The organism is Pseudovibrio sp. W74 (assembly GCF_001623085.1).
GTDB lineage: Bacteria > Pseudomonadota > Alphaproteobacteria > Rhizobiales > Stappiaceae > Pseudovibrio.
The window spans coordinates 346,896-365,253 of sequence record NZ_LMCJ01000008.1; the positions used below are offsets into that span (position 1 = coordinate 346,896).

Below are 18,358 nucleotides of genomic sequence, written 5' to 3' on the forward strand. Positions count from 1 at the left end.
CCAGCGGTGACGATACCGACAATCCATCGCCAGTATTGCACGACAACGGGCTGATCCAGCCCTAACTGTGTGCGTAAAATTTCCGCCTGAGGTTCCAAAACTGCACGTGACTGTCCGGTTTGGGCGGCTGTTGTCGCCATCCACATGTCAACATAGTCACCTGGAACAGCTTGTATGATCGCGAAGGAAACAATGGAGATCCCGACCAACAAGACCAGTGTTGCAGCTGCACGTTGCGCTAAAAAGCGTAACAAGCCCATTTATCTAGCCCTCCCAGCTATTGAGCATTTATTGCTTATTGCGTTGGAAGACGGGCCAAAATTGACCCGCCTTTCCTGCCTTAATATTCAGCGATCGTTCCTGGGAGGAGTTCTTTCAACTGCTGATCCTTTGGTGTCCAGAGGCGCTCGCGCACAACACCATCTTCTGCCCATTCAAACATGTTGACGGGTGTGCCCGGATGCGCGTTTCTGATGCGTTTGTTGACGAGAAGCGCAGCAGGAGCCTGAACGGTGCCAATGGTGTAGGCATTCTCAGTCCACAGACGCTGGATGGTTTTGGCTGCATCAGCTGCTTCAACCGCATCCCAGGTGGACAGAATGGTCTGATAGGCATCGACCATCTCGATTTCAAAATCCATCAGGTTTCGCGTACCATCTGAACCAGGAAGGTGCCGGTCAGGACAGCTGTTTGCGATTGGCAGATGGAAACAGGTTTCACGAGTTGGGAGCGCCCATTCTTTCCGGCGTATCAACATGTTGAAGTCGCCGTTCTTCGACGCTGTATCAATTGTATCTACGTTGCGGATCAACACACGAATGCCTGCTTCTGCCAGCATCAGAATGATGGCATCTGCTTGTTTTTTCTCAGTGACCTGTCTGCGATCTGTCATCATGTCGATTTCCAGATCAGCCCCTGAGCCTGGCATGTTGCGAATGCCGTTGCCATCGGTGTCTTTGAGGCCCAAAGCATCCAGCATGGCGTTGGCTTTTGCCAGATCATACGGGTAGTAGACGGTGCTGTCGTAATCGTAATAGGGAGATCCGCTGGAGAAGCCACCGGAGTATGGATACATGAACGGACCACGCGCGACTGACTGGCCGATCGCCTGACGATCAAGCGCATGACTGAGAGCAACGCGGAAGTCTTTTTGCCGGAAGAACTTGCGGAGTTCAGCGTCCACTTCATCCTGAACACCGTTTGTTTCAGAGAAGTTCAGTTCCAGACGCCATGAGAGAACACGTGGGCCAAAGTTGGCTTTAACCGGTGCATCTGCAGACAATGTCTGCTTGAGCGCTTCCACGAAGTTGCCCGGGTTTTCCATGTTAGAAAAATCAGCAGTCCCGGCGACAGCTTGCGTTGTGCGGTCTGACCAAGTGGACAACTTGAAGTGCATCTCGTTCAGGTATGGCAGCTGATTGCCAGCTTCATCGGTTTTCCAATAGAACGGATTACGGCGCAAGATCACCAGTTCATCTGCCTTGTGGCGCACTGGCACCCAGCCTCCCAGAACAACTGGTGGAACTGCGTCCGCAGGCATTGCATTGCGGTAGTCTTCGTAACTGGCATCCTTGTTGTATTTTGGATGTTTAGCTTTGAGTGTGTGCGAGGGACCGGGGCAACCTTGAATATAGGCCAGAGATTTCAGAATTTCCGGGCCTTGTGGTTTGGTGAAAGTGAACTTGAATGTGTAAGCATCAATCACCTCCAGCGTTGTGCCCTCACCAAGGCCACCTTTTGGCAGACGGGATGCAATATTTTCATTTTGAACGTTGTCGTCCCACCAGAAGCGGATGTCTTCTGTATCAAAGGGATCACCATCGGACCATTTGATACCTTCAACCAGATGCATGGTCAGTTCGGTTTTGTCGTCGCTCCACTCCCAGCTTTTAGCTAGGTTTGGTAGCGGACCGGACTGCTCCTCTGCCTTTACTTGCCAGAGCGGGCCGTTGCGTACCAGACATTCCTGAATGGCCATGTTGATGCCGCCCCAGCCCTGATGCTGACCAGCGAGCCAGTTCCAGCCTTCCGGACGACCGCCGATAACATGACGGAACACACCGCCGTAAACGCCGATACCCTCAGACATGGCTTTGGTTGACATAACCAGCGGCTCTGCTGGCAGTCGCTCGCCAACAGGTGGCAACTTGCCAGCTTTGACCAGTTCACTCAGGAACGGGGCTTCGCTATAACCATTCAGTTTCTGATAGGTCCACAAATCACTGCGAGACAGCAGATCATATTCCAATGTGGACATGGACTGCTCAACCGGCATTTTGTCGGCCAGTGCTGAACTTGCCGCGATTGCGCAGGCACTTACGCCTGCTGCTAAGCAAAGTTTAGACACAAGGTTTGTCGAAGACATCAATTCCTCCCCCATTTCATTACTCCCAACACCATCATGGCCACCCGCGCCGTCTCTTTTCCTCCGGCTTTCTATTCATAAATTCCGATTTTCTTCGTAGACGCTTTTAAACTGCGTATTTCTCTATACTATACACATGGGAGAATATTGAGAGCCGAACTCTCGTATTAATATCGATTCATTCGGCTTTTCAAATATTGATGCAAGAGGAGGGTGTACAATTGAGTATTAGCGATGACTTATATCGCCAATATCTGGATCAGAGTGTCATACCCTCGACAGATAATTTTCTGATTATGCGCCATAAGCCTCACGTATTCTCCAAAAGGCCTTATCATCACCACGCTTCTATTGAAGTGAACTTCCTGATCAACTGTGAAATGGACTATTCCTTCTCAGGAAGTCATGTGACTGTTCACCCCGGTTACATGATTTGCTTCTGGGGCGCCGCACCGCACGGCGTTGTTGGGGTGCGCGGGGATGGCGATATGGTCAATCTCTACATCTCCTTTGCACAAATATTACAGTGGGGTTTGCCGACACGCATCACTGATGCACTCATTTCAGGAGATGTGATTTGCAACAAGGCGCCTTGCCCGATTGATGCGGTGCGCTTTGGCCATTGGGCAAGTGAGTTCAAACGAGATGACATCAACTGGCGCAAACTGGTTCTGAGTGAAATCTCGTCGCGGTTTACGCGTCTGGCGCTGGACGGTTGGAACACACTGCATCATGACTATCGTCAGTCCAGCACGGTGGTTGGTCGTGGAAAGTCCATGTTGCATGTGGAAGAGATGTTGCGGTTCATTTCAGAGAACCATACCTCGGACATTTCTGTCACTGATGTTGCTGACTGTGTTGGTTTATCGCCGAGCCATGCAATGACCTTGTTCAAGCGCATTGTAGGGCTGCCAATCAAGGAACATTTGACGCGGGTCCGGCTTTCTCATGCACGCATGTTGCTTGCTGAATCTGAGATGAAGATCTTGTCCATCGCTATGGATGCCGGGTTCAGGTCTCTTTCGAGCTTTTATGAGGCGTTCCAAAACCACTTCAGCACTTCTCCAGCTGCGTTTCGCAAAAAGGCAAGAAACATTGGCAAGATATAGCGGGCAGCTGCCTACCCGCTACTTTCCCTTTAGCCTGTCACGACAACACCGCCATCAATGACAAGGGCTTGGCTGGTCATCATCCGGCTGGCTTTGGATGCCAAAAACAGTGTTGCATCAATGATATCGTCCGGTTCGAGATGCTCCTTCAAACACTGACGGCCCAGATGGGCTTTCAGATCTTCCGGCGTTGCCCAGAGGTCTTTCTGTCGCTGTGTGAGGACCCAACCCGGCATCAGAGCGTTGACGCGGATGTTGTCTGGTCCCAGCTCACGCGCCAAAGCTCTGGTCAGACCAGTGATGGCTGCTTTGGACGCTTCATAAGCCGGATAACCTGCGTTGCCCATCATGTAGGAAATGGATGAGAAGTTGATAATGGAACCACCACCAGCTGCTTTCATGCCTGCGGCAGCGGCCTGAGCGGTAAAGAAATGAGGGCGCAAGTTCACATGCATAGACGCATCCCATTGATCTACCGTAAATTCTTCAAGGGTATGGCGAGTGTCGTTGGCAGCATTGTTGACCAGTACGGTAATCGGGCCATGGGCCTTTTCCGCCTGTTTGATGGAAGCTTGAAGAGCATCAACATCGGTGACATCACACTTGATGAACAAAGGTGCGACACCGTGTTTTTCCTTCATCTGCTCGGCAAATTCTGAAGCATCAGAGCGCTGTACAAAGGCGACTTTGGCACCTTGTTGCATGAAGCCATCAGTTAGGCTTGCGCCGATCCCTGCTCCGCCGCCGGTGATGAACACACTTGCGTCCTTCAGATCATGGAAGGTGACGTTCCCAGACATTTATTCCCCCAGGGAGTGCTTGGCACTCATCTTTGATATATCAGAATATACATAAGCGGCAGCCTCGTTTCAGGCAACCGCTTATGTCATCGCATTCTCTAATTGGCAGCGCACTTGCTATGCAGTTTCAAGCACTTGCTTCTGCGTCCAAGCTGGCAACCAGTCTTTATGCGCTTCCAGAAGCTCGTCCACCATGGCCCAGATTTGGTCCAGATCCAACTCCGCAGCGGTGTGCGGATCAAGCATTGCAGCGTGATAGATATGCTCGCGCTTCTCCGTCATGAGTGCCTCAACAGTCAACTCCTGAGGGCCAATGTTTGTACGCATCAGAGCAGCCAATTGAGCTGGCAATTTTCCAATGTGCGTCGGCTGGATGCCGTTGCGATCCACAAGACACGGCACTTCTACCGCGCAATCCTGTGGCAGTGAGGTGATGTAGCCTTTGTTTTGTACGTTGCCGTAAATAACTGCTGGCTCACCGGTCCAGATGGAGTTCATGATGGTTGAGGCGTATTCATGGCTGCGCTCTACTTCAATGCTCTCTGCATTTTTGTAGTCTTCCACCTGAGACTTCCAGCGTTCAATTTGCTCTACACAACGGACCGGGTATTCGTCGAGCGGGATGGAGAACTTCTCGAGCAGGTCCGGGCGATCACGTTTGATAAACCACGGAACATACTCAGCAAAATGCTCTGAGCTCTCTGTTACGAAATGGCCAAGACGGGTCAGCATTTCATAACGAACCACATTCTGGCAGCGTGGGTTCCATGTGGATGGTTTCGGATAGCGGCCTTCGCGGTAGCCTTCAATCAGCCTTGGAGTGAGATCCTCGAATGTGCCGTCTTCCTTGATCTCTTCCAGATACTGATAGAATGCCATGTGATTGATGCCTGCACATCTAAAGCGGATTTTTGCAGGATCGATATCAAGGTCGTGGGCCAACTCTTTGACAGTGCCCTGAACAGAGTGGCAGAGGCCTACTTGTTTGATTTGTGGGTACTTTTGCGCGATGGCCCAGGTGTTGATCGCCATTGGGTTCACGTATTGAAGCATGACCGCATCCGGGCATACTTTGAGTATATCTTCGCAGATGCTCCAGAGGTGTGGAACGGTGCGCAGGCCGCGCATTATTCCGCCGATGCCGAGGGTATCCGCGATGGTCTGGCGGAGGCCGTATTTCTTGGGAATTTCGAAGTCTGTGACCGTGCACGGCTCGAAGCCACCAATCTGGAAAGCAACGACTACAAAGTCAGTAGAATCAAGCGCTTCCATCTGATTGGTGTGCGTTGAAACTGTTGCGCTCACTCCCAGCGTCGAAATCAGTTTACGCGCTACAATCTCCGATTCACCAAGGCGTTCCTCGTTGATATCCATCAGAGCGACATGTGCTCCGGAGAGCGCTGAACGCTGCAGAATATCACCGATGATGTTCTTCATAAACGTGGTGGAACCGGCACCAATAAAGGTGATTTTGGGGTTTCGGGCCATGCTTTTCTCCCATTTTCTGAAGAACTCGCCAGCACTTCAGATTGCATAGTTCTTGAGGGGATAACCGGAAAGCCTTGAGACGGGCGTCTCTGAGCTGTCCTTTGATGAAAAACTATGGATCAGCGCCTCTCTTTTCTTCCTGTTTTCTATTCTAAATTTCCGGAAACCACGGCAATTCTGGCTCTGTTTTGTATTATTGACCCCAAAACCGCACGTATTGGCTACGCCATTGCCTCTGTGGCCGTTGCAAGCCGAGAAGAGATAAACCCGTTATTCTCCAAAATCTTAGCCGTTTTGAAGAGGTGTTCTTCGCCGTAACGCGGGCCGATGAGCTGGATACCGATTGGAATACCGTCCTGGGTATCATGAGTGGGGATACTCATGGCCGGAAGGTCAAAAAAGTTTACAGAGCCGAGGTAGGCGTTTGTTTTTACTATCTCTTTAAGACTCTCAACGGATTTGATATCCGCACCTGCCTCGAATGCGTTTTTTGTGCAAACGGGTGAAAGGATTACGGGATATTTGCGTTGAAATTGGTCAATCAGGCGATGGTAGTGCGATCTTGCGGCCAAAGCCTGCGCATAGCTGTGATAGTCCATGGGCGGTACCAATTGCGTGTAGTACTCAAATATTGCCTGTAGTTGCTCTGAGCCAAAACGGTCGATCACGCTCTCCTTCTGGAGTGCGACTTCCGTGATCAAAAGCGATGTGTAGTGTGTGTAGGCTTCTTCGATAAAATCAATGCTGGTGTTATCCACCTTGTATCCCTGCTGCGCCAGTACCTCGCCTGCTTGCCTCAGAGCTTCATTGATTTTCGGGTCAGCATCCGGTGGTGTGATGAGTGCGACCCTGTTTGGGAAGATCTTATCCTCATTCATATCTGGTAGTGACCATGTATCCAGATCGGAATAGCCTTTCATCACATCGTAAGCGAGTTTGAGCTCATTAAGCGAGCGTGCGAGTGGTCCTTGTGCTGAGGACAGCTGGATGGTGATTGAGCGTTCTGCAGCTCCGGTGGCATTATAAAACGGTATGCGCCCATGAGAGGGGCGCAAGCCGAGCACACCGCAGCAAAAGGCTGGCAGGCGTATGGAACCACTGAGGTCGGACCCATGGGCGATGTATCCAACGCCAGCTGCCAGTGAGCTCCCTGCTCCACCGCTTGAACCGCCCGGTGTTCGGGACGCATTCCACGGATTGAGGGTCTGGCCGAACAAAGTGTTGTCCGTATGAAAGCGCCATGACATTTCTGGTGTGTTTGTGCGCCCAATCGGAATGGCCCCTACCCGTTTCAATCTCTGGACAAGGGGAGCATCCTGCTTAGCAATCAAGCCAGCAAATGCTTTCATACCGTTGTTTGTGGATGCGCCGACCTGATCGATGTTTTCTTTGATGGTGACGGGGATGCCGTGGAGTGGACCTAACGGCTCACCGCGCTGCACCGCCTGGTCTGCCTGCTCTGCTGCCTGACGGGCCTGATCATCAAAGCGGGTGGTGACGGCATTCAGATGCGCGGTTTCATCAATGCGCGTCAGATGCTGCTCTATCACCTCACGGCATGTGATCTGCCTGTCACTGATTGCTTGAGAAACTTCGATTGCCGTCATTTTGAAGATGTTTTCAATCATTTACGGGTTCCTCAGCTTACAAAAAAGAGTGAGAGATCAGGCAGGAAGGTGACAAGCAGCAGCACGCAGAGCATGATCAGGACAAATGGAATGACTGACCTTGTGACAGTCCAGAAGCTTTCCCTGAACGCCTGGGACGCAACCACAAGATTGATGCCGACAGGTGGTGTCAGCAGGCCAATCTCCAGATTGATGATCATGATCACGCCAAGATGCACTGGATTGATGCCGTAGATTGTTGCCACTGGGAGCAGAATGGGCGCCATAATCAGCAGGGCAGAGATGATCTCCATAAAGAACCCAACCATCAGCAGAAGGATGTTGAGGCCGATCAGGAACATCCATTTTTCTTCGACGTGCGAGGACAACCATTGTGCCACCAGGCTTGGAACTTGCTCTGTGGTCAGCACCATGTTCAAAGTTGCGGCGATCGCAAGAATTGGGAGCAGGCCGCCGAGCATCTGGGTTGTGTGAATGACAGCATCCCAGAGCTGGGCCAGTGTGAGCTCTTTATAAATGAACAGCTCGACAACGAGCGCATAGGCCAAGGCGATGGCAGCACTTTCTGTGGCTGTGAAGTATCCAGAGTAGATGCCCCCAAGCAGAATGACTGGCATGAGCAGGGACCAAATTCCGTTGGTGATTGCACTGCCAGCTGCGCTCACGTCAAAGCCTGTGCGCGGGATCGTTCTGTTGGCCCAGGCTGAATAGATCGCCAAAGCGATGGTAAGCAAAAGCCCTGGAATGACGCCCGCCAGAAACATGTCAGTGATCGAGGTTTCTGTGACCAGACCGTAGATGATCATGGGAATGCTGGGCGGGATGACAACACCGAGTGTTCCTGCACTCGATAGCGCACCCAGAGAATAACTGGTGGAGTACCCCTGCTCTCGCAGTGCCGGGTACAGCACAGACCCAACCGCCAGCAGCGTTACCATGGAGGAGCCCGAGATTGCAGCAAAGAAAGCGCAGGAGAGGATTGTTGCTACGCCGAGACCTCCTGACAAAGACCCAGTCAATGCTTTGAGGACTGTGACGAGCCGCTCTGCAATGGCACCGCGGCTCATGATGGAGCCGCAGAGCAAGAATACGGGAATGGACAGAAGCGCTTCGCGATCCAGCGCGGCCCAAAAGTCCTCCGCCATGAACATCAGCTCACCATCGCTATACAGAAGCTGTACTGCCCCGCCGAGCACCATCAAGATTACAATGAGGTTCTGCCGCAAGATCAGCATCACCAGAACAGCGAGTGTGAGGAGGAGCGCATAAGTCATGCTGCGTCTGCCTCTTCTGGCTTCAAAGAGGGCGACAGCGCAAAGCCGAAATATCTGAGGGCATTGGAGCAGAAGGCGTAGGGCATGATGGACTGGAACCACCAGAGCGGCCAATCCACCACGGGCACCAGGAACCCAATTTCATAGGAGGACTGCACGAGCCCGAACGAGACATAGCCCGCGAGTAGGAAGAGCGCCCCGCTCAAAACGTTTCCCAGTCGCTGCAGAAGGTTTTGCCATGTTGCCGGCAGCACCTGGTCAGTGATCTTGGGGCGGATGTGGTTGCCGGTGGATGTTGCAAGGCCAAGGCCCAGCATGCCAGCAAAAATGGCTGCAAACAGCGCGATCTTGCTGCTGTGCATCAATGAGAGATCAAAAAACTCTCGTGCAACGACATCCGCTAGCATGGCTAACACCACGATGATGTAGGCCAGAGCAGCAAGTGTCGCTTCAAATCGGTACAGCAGCTGGAAAAATCGCTTCATGCAAATTGAAAAGAGCCCTCAAAATGTAGTGGGCTCTTCCTTTCAGGTGTCATGGGATCAAAGCACACAGGCTTTCTTTGCCTCTAGAATCTTAGGCCAGACTTCTTGTGCCTGCCCGCCGATTGAGCTCACCAGTTGCTCACGCAATGGCAGGACGGCTGCTTTCCATTCTTCGCGTTGCTCCACTGAAAGCTTATGGACGTGCCCGCCCTTTTCCTGAAAACCTGCGAGCATGTCCTTTGCCATGGAGCGGACTTCATCTCGAAGACCCTGGACAGGCACCAGAGCGTTTGTGATGCTGTCCTGTTCGTTCTTACTCAACTTTTTCCAAGTGCGCATGCTCATGACCAGTGCTCCGGACTGGTGAAGGTGCGCGGAGAGCGTGAGATGGGGAGCCATCTTGCCCATGCCCATGGCCACGTAGGTCATGGCTGGCAGTGTTCCGCCTTCCACCATGCCGGTTTGCAGTGCAGACGGCGTTTCGGCAAGTGGCAGAACGACACCGTTTGCGCCCATACCCTGCCAGAAGTTGACCGAGTATTTGGCAGGTGCTGCACGCACTTTCACGCCTTTCACATCACCAGGAGCCAGAAATGGTTTTTTGCCGAAGGTATGAATCCAGCCCAACTCATTCCATTGCAGGAACTTGAAACCCTTTTTTTCAAAGAGTGGTTCAAAAACAGGCGTCAGGTGTTTGTCCATTGCGCAATCAATTTGCGCATAGCTGTCCCACAGGAACGGAACACCCATGAGAGCCATTTCCGGAACAACCGTAGAGAACGCCGTCATGGAGCTGCCGAGAATATCTATCCGTCCGCGAATGGCTTTTTGGACCATAACCGGTTCAGTACCGAGTTGACCTGCATGAAATAATTTCGCGCTTATTGCCCCGTCTGAGTTGGAGGTAATTTTGCTCGCAATGGCTTCCACATGGTTGACCCATGGGGTACCTAAAGGCGCACTGGTTGCAATTTTAAGCTCTTTGGCAGCCTGTGCCACGCCCACAAATGCAGTGAATGAAAAGGCCACCCCCAGCAATAATTCGCGTAATTTCATAGTCCCCCCAATATGTTCCCAAATCACACATGCATTCTGCTATTATCAGTGGCCCCAAGCCAAGAGATGTTATAGTTTGGCAACACAATTATCATTATCAAAAACAGAACTTATCGTCTAGTTTGAGTGTAAAATGAAATCTTATAAGCCAAAACAAAAACGAGGCTATGAGGCGGAGCAGAATTTCCTGCAAGCTGCAAAAACGATTTTTGCCAAAGAGGGTGTAGCGCGGGCGCGGGTTTCAGACATTGTTCAACTTGCGGGTTCGTCTACGGGTAATTTCTACTTTCGCTTCAAGAACAAGGAAATGTTGTTCGAGCGCCTTTTTGAGATTTACGAGGAGCATGCTCAACGCCTTATTCAGGATCTGCAGGATCCCCTCGGTTCGCTTGAGAGTACTATCTACTTTGTGACAGCTCTGAACCACAAGCTGCTGCAGGAGAATGTTGGCCTGTATCGCGCCGCTCATGAGATCTCAGCAAAGGAGCCTGAGACCTGGAAGCGCTTTCAGCAGCTGACCATCATGACAGCAGAGCGTATTCTTGAACTCAGCGCCCCTTATAAGGACCAGATTCCATTTGAGGACTGGGAGATGCAGGTGCGTCAGACGGTTCAGCTCATTACCGGGTTCACCGCCAATCAGGCCATTCGCAATGCCGGCCCTGCCCGTTTTGGGTCGCAGGCAATGGTTGATATGCTTTTCATGGCAGCTATGGGCTCACTTGGCCTTGCTCCTCCTCGGTATTTTGAAGAGGAAAAAGAAAAAATCCATAAGATATTGAATGATGAACGATATTCCTAAAGCGTAAGCTGAAAGAATATTCTAATATACGCGTATAGGTTTTAATTTTGGGAGGAATTATGACTGATACACTTAGTGCTCCAACCTGGACACCTACTGTATTCACCAAGCCAATTGATGTGAACGGTTACAGGTCTGTGATCGAGATATTTGAAGAGGCCAATGGCCGATTTGCAGACAATGTCGCCTTCACCAATTTTGGCCAGTCACTTACATTTAAAGACGTTGATGAGAAGTCTCGCGCAGTTGCTGCCTATTTGCAGAACGAGCTGGGCCTGAAGAAAGGCGACCGTGTCGCCATTATGCTGCCAAATATTCTGGCGTTTCCGGTTCTCATGTTCGGCATATTGCGCGCCGGACTGGTGCAGGTGAACGTCAACCCTATGTACACACCGCGCGAATTGAAGCATCAGCTCAACGATGCGGACACGGATACGATCTTTATTTTCTCGGGCTCCAGCCCGACGCTTGCAGAGGTTGTTGCGGATACACCAATCAAAAATGTGGTGATTGCCAATGTAGGTGATGCGTCTGGTGTGGACATGCCCTCACCGCCTCCACACGAGATGTTTGCAGACCGCCTGACAGTCTCAGATGTTCTTGAAAAAGGTGAGCAACTGGACTTTACGCCGCCGCAGATTAATCCGAGTGACCTGATTTACCTGCAGTATACGGGCGGCACCACTGGCCTTTCCAAAGGCGCTGCGCTGAGCCATGGCAATCTGGTTGCCAATATCGCACAGTTTGATGCGGCGACAGACGGGTTTATGCGGGCTGGTGAGGAGATCGTGATTACGGCGCTGCCGCTCTATCATATCTTCGCGTTGATGGTGAATTGCGTGTCATTTTACTGGCTGGGATCCCGCAACGTGCTGATCACCAATCCACGCGATATGCCGGGGTTTGTTGAAGAACTCAAGAAGTGGAAGTTCAGCGTGATCACCGGGGTGAACACGCTTTTCAATGGCCTGCTGCATACCCCGGGCTTTGATGAGCTGGACTTCAGCAACTACAAATTTGCCATGGGCGGCGGGTCAGCCATTCAGCGGGCAATTTCGGATAAGTGGAAACAGGTTACCGGTCACCACATCATTGAAGGGTATGGCCTGAGTGAGACCTCGCCGATCCTTTCTGTGAACCCGTTTGATAGCACCGAGTTTACCGAGACCGTTGGCCAGTCCATGCCAAAGACAGAGATCAAGCTGCTGGATGCGGAGGACAATGAAGTTCCGCTTGGCCAGCCGGGTGAGCTTTGTGCACGCGGGCCGCAGATTATGCAGGGATACTGGCGCAAGCCTGAGGCAACTGCTGCGGTGATGACGCCGGACGGGTTCTTCCGTACCGGTGACATTGCGATCATGGACAAGCGCAACAACTTCAAGATTGTCGACCGCAAGAAAGACATGGTGCTTGTGTCTGGCTTCAACGTTTATCCTGCAGAGGTTGAGGCTGTGATAGCTGAGATCAAGGGTGTGGTTGAAGTGGCTGTTGCAGGTACCTCTGACGAGCGGACTGGCGAGGCGGTGAAAGCGTTTGTTGTGCGCAACAACGAGGACGTTACGCCAGAAGCTGTGCAGGATTACTGCCATAACGCGATGGCGGCTTATAAGGTGCCGAAATACGTGGAGTTTCTGGAAGAGCTTCCAAAGTCTACCGTGGGTAAGATCTTGCGCCGGGAATTGCGAGAGAAATAAGTTTTTCACCAGAAGACATAAAAAGAGCCGCAGTTTGATCGCTGCGGCTTTTTTCGTTTCATCCGATGCAGATGCGCGTTAGGCGCCTTCCACGATGATGATGTTGGCAATGCCCGCGTTCTCGCGGTGTTTCTTGGCCGCCTGATACTCTTCGCTGTTGTAGCACGCCATCGCGGTTTCCATGTCGGCGAACTCGATCACCACGTTGCGGGGATGGTTTGTGCCTTCCAGATCCTCAAACTTGCCGCCGCGGGCCAGAACGTTGGCGTTGTACTTTTTGAATGCAGCAGAAGCTCCGTCTGCGTAGAGCTTGTAAGGTTCAGGATCTGTGACTGTTACGTGAGCGACCCAATAGGCTTTTGGCATTTTCTCTTCCTTTGAAACAGGAAGAAGCGGCGCATGATACGCCGCCCCTTCTTCTCGTTATTTAGTGTGTGTTTGCCTGTTACTTGTTCAGGATTTTCGCCAGAATTAGGTAGGCGATACCTGCCACGAACAGACCAACGAACCATGCATAGGTGTAGATGGTTGCGAACAGTGGTGAGGCTGGACCGGAAAGACCTACGCCTGCCAAGAAGCCTGGAAGGTTTGGCAGGATACCGATGATCAGCGCGAGCACGCCCGCCCAGTTCCAGCCGTTTGAGCCAGAATAGATGCCGTTGTGCTTGAACAGATCTTCCACGTTGAGCTTGGTTTTGCGCAGCAGGTAGTAGTCTGCCAGCATAATTCCTGCAATCGGACCCAGCAGCGCTGAGTATGCAATCAACCAACCGATGATGTGGTTCACGAGGATCCATGGGAACATCACAAGGCCAATAGCCGCTGTGATGTAACCGCCGGTGCGCAGGTTGATGGATTTCGGCGCCAGGTTGGAGAACCCGTGTGCCGGAGCCACAACGTTTGCCGCCAGGTTGGTGGTGAGTGTTGCAACGATGAGTGCGAACAGAGCGATGATAATGCTCATGCCGCCCATTTTCTCAGCCAATACAATTGGATCCCAGATTGGTTCACCGAAGATCACCACAGTTGCGGAGGTCACCGCAGAGGCGATGAACGCAAACAGCGCCATTGGGATTGGAAGGCCAACAGCCTGCCCCATGAACTGGTCTTTCTGGCTTTTTGCATAGCGCGTAAAGTCAGGAATGTTCAGTGCAAGGGTTGCCCAGAAGCCAACCATGCCTGTGAGGCTTGGCCAGAAGACGGACCAGAACTGGCCTTCTTTAGGCTGACCTTCAGCAAACTGGCTTGGAGTGGAAAGCATTGCGCCGAACCCACCTGCATTGACATAAGCCCATGCCAGCAGTGCCAAACCCATTGCGAGCAAAAATGGTGCTGCATAAGTTTCCAGCCAACGGATGGATTCTGTACCGTTTTTGATGAAGTACAGGTGCAGTGCCCAAAACGCCATGAAGCAGGCAAACTGGCCTGCATTGATGCCCAGAATTGGAAGCGGGTCACCTGCCAGCGCTCCACTCATGAGCGTGTTCAGGATCACGTAGATCGCAGAACCACCAACCCATGTCTGAATACCGAACCAGCCACAAGCCACGATACCACGGGCGACTGCTGGAAATTTTGCACCAGCTGGACCGAAGGACGAGCGCAGCAGAACCGGGAACGGAATACCGTACTTGGTGCCTGCATGGCCGATCAGAACCATTGGAATGAGAACAATTGCGTTGGCAAGCAGGATCGTCATGACCGCCTGATCCCAACTCATGCCTGCGCCAATCAGATAGGACGCGAGCAGATACGTTGGGATACAGACCACCATACCGACCCAGAGCGCGGAGATGGAAACCCAGTTCCATGTACGAGCCACTGCAGCGGTTGGCAGCTGATCTTCGTTGTAAAGATCACCGTCGATTCCGACGAGTTCCTGATGGATAATACCAAACTCGTCCGGGACGACATTCCCGGTTGAGCCTAGAGTTGAATCCGACATCGAGTAATTCCCCCTCAGATTAAAAGCAGCAGATCCCCTCTAAAAATACTACTGCGTTTAATGACCAGCCCGCGTACCCCACGCGGACCTGATGGCATATCGCAGTGCTTTTCAGCTCCGCGACATGCTCTAAATTGTTGCTTTCGAGCGCATCTTGTTACGAAAGCCAGTGCCCTCTTTTCGGAGATGCGCCTTTTGCTCTGTATGTCGGCTTATACGCCTGCTGGCATCAATTCTGGCCGGCGCTCAACTTTGCGCGGCGCTGTGATTTCCTTCCACTTGGACAGAGCGGCGCCGACCGGAGCATTTGGCTCGCGACCAACGAATTCACCGTGACCTGGTTCGGTTTTAACCGTGCTTTCCTCAATCGCGACTTTGCCGCGGGTGAGTGTGAAGCGTGGCAGACCGACCACTTCCCTGCCTTCAAACACGTTGTATTCGACGCAGGACTGCTGATTTGCAGCAGTGATTGTTTTTGAGCGGTTAGGATCCCAGACAACAATGTCGGCATCCGCCCCTTCAAGAATTGCACCTTTTTTAGGATACATATTCAGGATCTTGGCGATATTGGTGGAAGTGACAGCTACGAACTCGTTCATGGTCAGGCGGCCTGTGCGCACACCGGTTGACCAGAGCATTGGCATGCGATCTTCCAAACCGCCTGTACCGTTCGGGATCTTGGTAAAGTCGCCAACACCAAAGCGTTTCTGCTCCAATGTGAAGGCGCAGTGGTCAGTTGCGACCACCTGCAATGAGCCGGACTGCAAGCCTGCCCAAAGGCTATCCTGATGCTGTTTATTGCGGAACGGAGGCGACATGACGCGCTGTGCGGCGTGGTCCCAATTCGGGTTGGCGTACTCACTGTCATCCAGTGTCAGGTGCTGAATGAGTGGCTCCCCATACACACGCATGCCTTTTTGACGGGCGCGGCGAATGGCTTCATGGGCCTGCTCACAGCTTGTATGCACGATGTAGAGTGGCACACCAGCCATATCCGCAATCATGATTGCACGGTTGGCTGCCTCACCCTCCACTTCCGGCGGACGGGAGTAGGCATGCGCTTCCGGGCCGTTGTTACCTTCTGCCAACAGTTTTTGCTGCATGGTGGCGACTACATCACCGTTTTCAGCATGGACAAGTGGCATTGCGCCGAGGGCAGCACACCGCTGGAAGGATGCGAACATTTCGTCATCATCCACCATCAAGGCGCCTTTGTAGGCCATGAAGTGCTTGAAGGTGTTGATGCCACGATCCACCACTTCCTGCATCTCATTGAAGACTTGCTCGCCCCACCATGTAACAGCCATGTGGTAGGAGTAATCCGAGCATGCTGCGCCGGACTTCTGCTGCCAGATGGCAAGCGCTTCCATCATGGACTGGCCGGGGGATGGCAGACAGAAGTCCACCACCATAGTTGTGCCGCCAGCAAGGCCAGCTCTTGTTCCGATCTCGAAGTTGTCTGCAGAATGCGTTCCCATGAACGGCATTTCCAAATGCACGTGCGGGTCAATCCCGCCCGGCATGACATAACAGCCAGTGGCATCCAGCGTTTCATCACCGGAAAGGTTCTCACCGATTTCGATGATCTTGCCACCGTCAACCAGCACATCAGACTTGTAGGTTCTATCGGCAGTTACAATCGTGCCGCCTTTGATAACTTTAGACATATTGCAGTCCTCAACTCTTTCAAATCTATGGGTTATTCGGCTGGCTCGGTGGTATCTTGCTCAATTTCCGCGTACTCAAGCACTGCATGGAACAGCACGTCAGCACCTGCGGTTGCCCACTCTCTTGAAATCTCTTCGTCTTCGTTGTGGCTCAAACCATCCACGCATGGGCACATGATCATGGCTGTTGGCGCTACACGGTTGATCCAGCAAGCATCGTGGCCTGCGCCGGAAATGATGTCGCGATGGGAATAGCTCAGGCGTTCTGCTGCATTGCGCACGGCAGAAACGCAGCCTTCATCGAAGGTGACCGGATCAAAGTGACCGACGGCTTCGATTTCAATGCCCAGACCAAGTTCTTCTGCGATTTTCGGTGCTTCAGCTTCCAGTTTAGCTTTCATGCCATCCAGAACGTCCTGATGCGGGGAGCGGAAATCGATGGTGAAGACGGTTTTACCCGGAATCACGTTGCGGCTATTTGGATAGACGTCGCAATGTCCAATGGCGCCAACGGCTTCCGGCTGGTTCTCCATTGCAATCTGGTGCACCAGCTCTGTGATGCGCGCCATGCCGAGACCTGCGTTTTTGCGCATAGGCATTGGGGTTGAGCCGGTGTGGCTATCTTTCCCTGTGAGGGTGACCTGCAGCCACCAGAGGCCCTGCCCGTGGGTGACAACACCGATGTCCTTTTCCTCAATTTCAAGGATTGGTCCCTGCTCAATGTGGAGTTCAAACATGGCGTGGAGTTTGCGGGCGCCTACCGGTTCCTCACCTACATAGCCGATGCGCTTCAGTTCATCGCCAAACTTCTTGCCTTCTGCGTCTTCGCGGTCATAGGCCCAATCCTGCGTGTGCATGCCAGCAAACACGCCAGAAGCCAGCATTGCTGGAGCAAAGCGGGTGCCTTCTTCGTTGGTCCAGTTGACGACTTCAATTGGGCGTTTGGTTTTGATGCCACGCTCACGAATGGAACGGATTACTTCCAGACCTGCAAGTACACCAAGCACACCATCATACTTGCCACCAGTTGGCTGCGTATCCAGATGAGAGCCGATCATGATCGGGTCAAGGCTCGGATCTTCCCCTTCCAGCCGGGCAAACATGTTGCCCATGGTATCGATGTGCATTGACATGCCTTCAGCCTTACACCAGCTGGTGAAAAGCTTGCGGCCCTCGGCATCTTCGTCTGTAAGCGTTTGCCTGTTGTTGCCGCCACGAACACCGGGTCCGATTTGGGCCAAATCCATAAGGCTACGCCACAGTCTGTCACCATTAATACGATGATTTGAGCCAAGTTTACTCATAAGTCTCTCCGATAACGCTTTTACAACGTCGTTTTATTCAACTTACCCGCGCTCTATTCTTTAAAAACGCAACGGGCTCGCCATAGTTATCTGGTCTCCCGAAGGAGTATAAAACTGATAAAACCGATGAGGACTTTCGCAGGATTCAAGCTGTATCTCTTTTTTTGACAGGACGGACGGATTGCAACCGCACATAAACAGGCTGCAGGCAAAATATGTCAAAAATTCAATCTACTAGATTTCCCGCAGGGTTATTTTTCCCATTTGGAACAGAGTAGGTATCGTATGCAGAGGTGGCCCCCTCATACAATAGCTTAGTTCAGCTTAAATCTTGGATATTCCCCTCCCAAAACTTTGGGTAAATTGGACCAAACAGTCAATTATCTGTCAACCCACCTTCAAAAATGGATCAATTTCACCAGCCGACTTCAAAATTTCTCCTGATATTCCAATAGGTAAAACACTTAGAGGCCCTCCCAAAACTGCGAGATAAGCGCGTTGCAGGTAAGAAAACTCCACAGCTTACTAAGTTTTTTTGATGTTTTTTTCTAAATCATCGGAATCAAAGTTTCCCCATCTACTTATCAAGGGAAACAACACACTGGAAAGGCGGATATTTATGCATGTACTGCTAAAATTTTGCACAAATAAGATTTTGATAGTTCAATATTGCAAAGCACCTTTACAAAAATCATTGCAAAATAAAGCTTTCCGTTGCTGAAACAGACTCTTAACACTGCT

Annotated in this window: 14 protein-coding genes and 1 pseudogene; 3 read left to right on the forward strand and 12 right to left on the reverse strand. The window is 51.8% G+C overall.

Annotated elements, in window-relative coordinates; genetic code table 11:
- Positions 1-260, reverse strand: a pseudogene (locus PsW74_RS29625) (ABC transporter permease); the annotation flags it as partial.
- A gap of 80 nt (positions 261-340) precedes the next feature.
- Entirely contained in the window at positions 341-2,365 is a 2,025-nt protein-coding gene (locus PsW74_RS07830; RefSeq protein ID WP_082830512.1) for an ABC transporter substrate-binding protein, read from the reverse strand.
- Positions 2,366-2,586: 221 nt separating this feature from the next.
- Between PsW74_RS07830 and PsW74_RS07835 the strand changes: the two genes are divergently transcribed.
- Positions 2,587-3,474, forward strand: coding sequence for a helix-turn-helix domain-containing protein (locus PsW74_RS07835; protein ID WP_208986647.1), 888 nt, complete (start codon positions 2,587-2,589; stop codon positions 3,472-3,474).
- Between the two features lie 29 nt (positions 3,475-3,503).
- On the opposite strand, the gene PsW74_RS07840 is transcribed toward PsW74_RS07835, so the two are convergent.
- From PsW74_RS07840 to dctP, 6 genes are all read right to left on the reverse strand, one after another.
- Entirely contained in the window at positions 3,504-4,274 is a 771-nt protein-coding gene (locus PsW74_RS07840) for an SDR family oxidoreductase (protein WP_063288502.1), read from the reverse strand.
- A 117-nt stretch (positions 4,275-4,391) separates the two neighbouring features.
- The gene (locus PsW74_RS07845; RefSeq protein ID WP_063288501.1) at positions 4,392-5,762 is read right to left on the reverse strand and encodes an alpha-glucosidase/alpha-galactosidase; all 1,371 of its coding nucleotides are present in this window, start codon (positions 5,760-5,762) and stop codon (positions 4,392-4,394) included.
- Positions 5,763-5,983: 221 nt separating this feature from the next.
- The gene (locus PsW74_RS07850; protein WP_063288500.1) at positions 5,984-7,390 is read right to left on the reverse strand and encodes an amidase; all 1,407 of its coding nucleotides are present in this window, start codon (positions 7,388-7,390) and stop codon (positions 5,984-5,986) included.
- A gap of 11 nt (positions 7,391-7,401) precedes the next feature.
- Positions 7,402-8,664, reverse strand: coding sequence for a TRAP transporter large permease (locus PsW74_RS07855; protein WP_063288499.1), 1,263 nt, complete (start codon positions 8,662-8,664; stop codon positions 7,402-7,404).
- Positions 8,661-9,149 carry a TRAP transporter small permease subunit gene (locus PsW74_RS07860; RefSeq protein WP_063288498.1) on the reverse strand — a complete coding sequence of 163 codons (489 nt, stop codon included), beginning with the start codon at positions 9,147-9,149 and terminating at the stop codon, positions 8,661-8,663. The genes PsW74_RS07855 and PsW74_RS07860 overlap by 4 nt, the downstream gene beginning before the upstream one ends.
- A 57-nt stretch (positions 9,150-9,206) precedes the next feature.
- The gene (dctP, locus tag PsW74_RS07865) at positions 9,207-10,205 is read right to left on the reverse strand and encodes a TRAP transporter substrate-binding protein DctP (RefSeq protein ID WP_063288497.1); all 999 of its coding nucleotides are present in this window, start codon (positions 10,203-10,205) and stop codon (positions 9,207-9,209) included.
- Positions 10,206-10,338: 133 nt separating this feature from the next.
- On the opposite strand from dctP, the gene PsW74_RS07870 reads away from it, so the two are divergent.
- Together PsW74_RS07870 and PsW74_RS07875 are read left to right on the forward strand one after the other, a co-directional pair.
- Positions 10,339-11,007, forward strand: a complete 669-nt coding sequence (locus PsW74_RS07870; RefSeq protein WP_063288496.1) for a TetR/AcrR family transcriptional regulator — start codon at positions 10,339-10,341, stop codon at positions 11,005-11,007.
- Positions 11,008-11,066: 59 nt separating this feature from the next.
- Positions 11,067-12,701: an AMP-binding protein gene (locus PsW74_RS07875; RefSeq protein ID WP_063288495.1), complete on the forward strand. Its 1,635-nt coding sequence runs from the start codon at positions 11,067-11,069 to the stop codon at positions 12,699-12,701.
- Positions 12,702-12,779: 78 nt separating this feature from the next.
- Here PsW74_RS07875 and PsW74_RS07880 read toward each other — a convergent pair whose 3' ends face one another.
- From PsW74_RS07880 to PsW74_RS07895, 4 genes are all read right to left on the reverse strand, one after another.
- The gene (locus PsW74_RS07880) at positions 12,780-13,067 is read right to left on the reverse strand and encodes a DUF1330 domain-containing protein (RefSeq protein ID WP_008546710.1); all 288 of its coding nucleotides are present in this window, start codon (positions 13,065-13,067) and stop codon (positions 12,780-12,782) included.
- A 79-nt stretch (positions 13,068-13,146) separates the two neighbouring features.
- A complete protein-coding gene (locus PsW74_RS07885) occupies positions 13,147-14,646 on the reverse strand; it encodes an NCS1 family nucleobase:cation symporter-1 (protein ID WP_063288494.1) in 1,500 nt (499 codons plus the stop codon).
- A 212-nt stretch (positions 14,647-14,858) separates the two neighbouring features.
- Entirely contained in the window at positions 14,859-16,313 is a 1,455-nt protein-coding gene (hydA, locus tag PsW74_RS07890) for a dihydropyrimidinase (RefSeq protein ID WP_057465314.1), read from the reverse strand.
- A 32-nt stretch (positions 16,314-16,345) separates the two neighbouring features.
- On the reverse strand, positions 16,346-17,617 hold the full coding sequence (locus PsW74_RS07895; RefSeq protein WP_063288493.1) for a Zn-dependent hydrolase: 1,272 nt from the start codon (positions 17,615-17,617) through the stop codon (positions 16,346-16,348).
- Positions 17,618-18,358: the final 741 nt, after the last annotated feature.

Bases quoted from the DNA above. Each gene is read 5' to 3' on its own strand.
- PsW74_RS07880 (WP_008546710.1), bottom strand. From the start codon at position 13,067: ATGCCAAAAGCCTATTGGGTCGCTCACGTAACAGTCACAGATCCTGAA.
- PsW74_RS07845 (WP_063288501.1), bottom strand. From the start codon at position 5,762: ATGGCCCGAAACCCCAAAATCACCTTTATTGGTGCCGGTTCCACCACG.
- dctP (WP_063288497.1), bottom strand. From the start codon at position 10,205: ATGAAATTACGCGAATTATTGCTGGGGGTGGCCTTTTCATTCACTGCA.
- PsW74_RS07895 (WP_063288493.1), bottom strand. From the start codon at position 17,617: ATGAGTAAACTTGGCTCAAATCATCGTATTAATGGTGACAGACTGTGG.
- PsW74_RS07855 (WP_063288499.1), bottom strand. From the start codon at position 8,664: ATGACTTATGCGCTCCTCCTCACACTCGCTGTTCTGGTGATGCTGATC.
- PsW74_RS07830 (WP_082830512.1), bottom strand. From the start codon at position 2,365: ATGTCTTCGACAAACCTTGTGTCTAAACTTTGCTTAGCAGCAGGCGTA.
- PsW74_RS07840 (WP_063288502.1), bottom strand. From the start codon at position 4,274: ATGTCTGGGAACGTCACCTTCCATGATCTGAAGGACGCAAGTGTGTTC.
- PsW74_RS07870 (WP_063288496.1), top strand. From the start codon at position 10,339: ATGAAATCTTATAAGCCAAAACAAAAACGAGGCTATGAGGCGGAGCAG.
- hydA (WP_057465314.1), bottom strand. From the start codon at position 16,313: ATGTCTAAAGTTATCAAAGGCGGCACGATTGTAACTGCCGATAGAACC.
- PsW74_RS07850 (WP_063288500.1), bottom strand. From the start codon at position 7,390: ATGATTGAAAACATCTTCAAAATGACGGCAATCGAAGTTTCTCAAGCA.
- PsW74_RS07875 (WP_063288495.1), top strand. From the start codon at position 11,067: ATGACTGATACACTTAGTGCTCCAACCTGGACACCTACTGTATTCACC.
- PsW74_RS07860 (WP_063288498.1), bottom strand. From the start codon at position 9,149: ATGAAGCGATTTTTCCAGCTGCTGTACCGATTTGAAGCGACACTTGCT.
- PsW74_RS07885 (WP_063288494.1), bottom strand. From the start codon at position 14,646: ATGTCGGATTCAACTCTAGGCTCAACCGGGAATGTCGTCCCGGACGAG.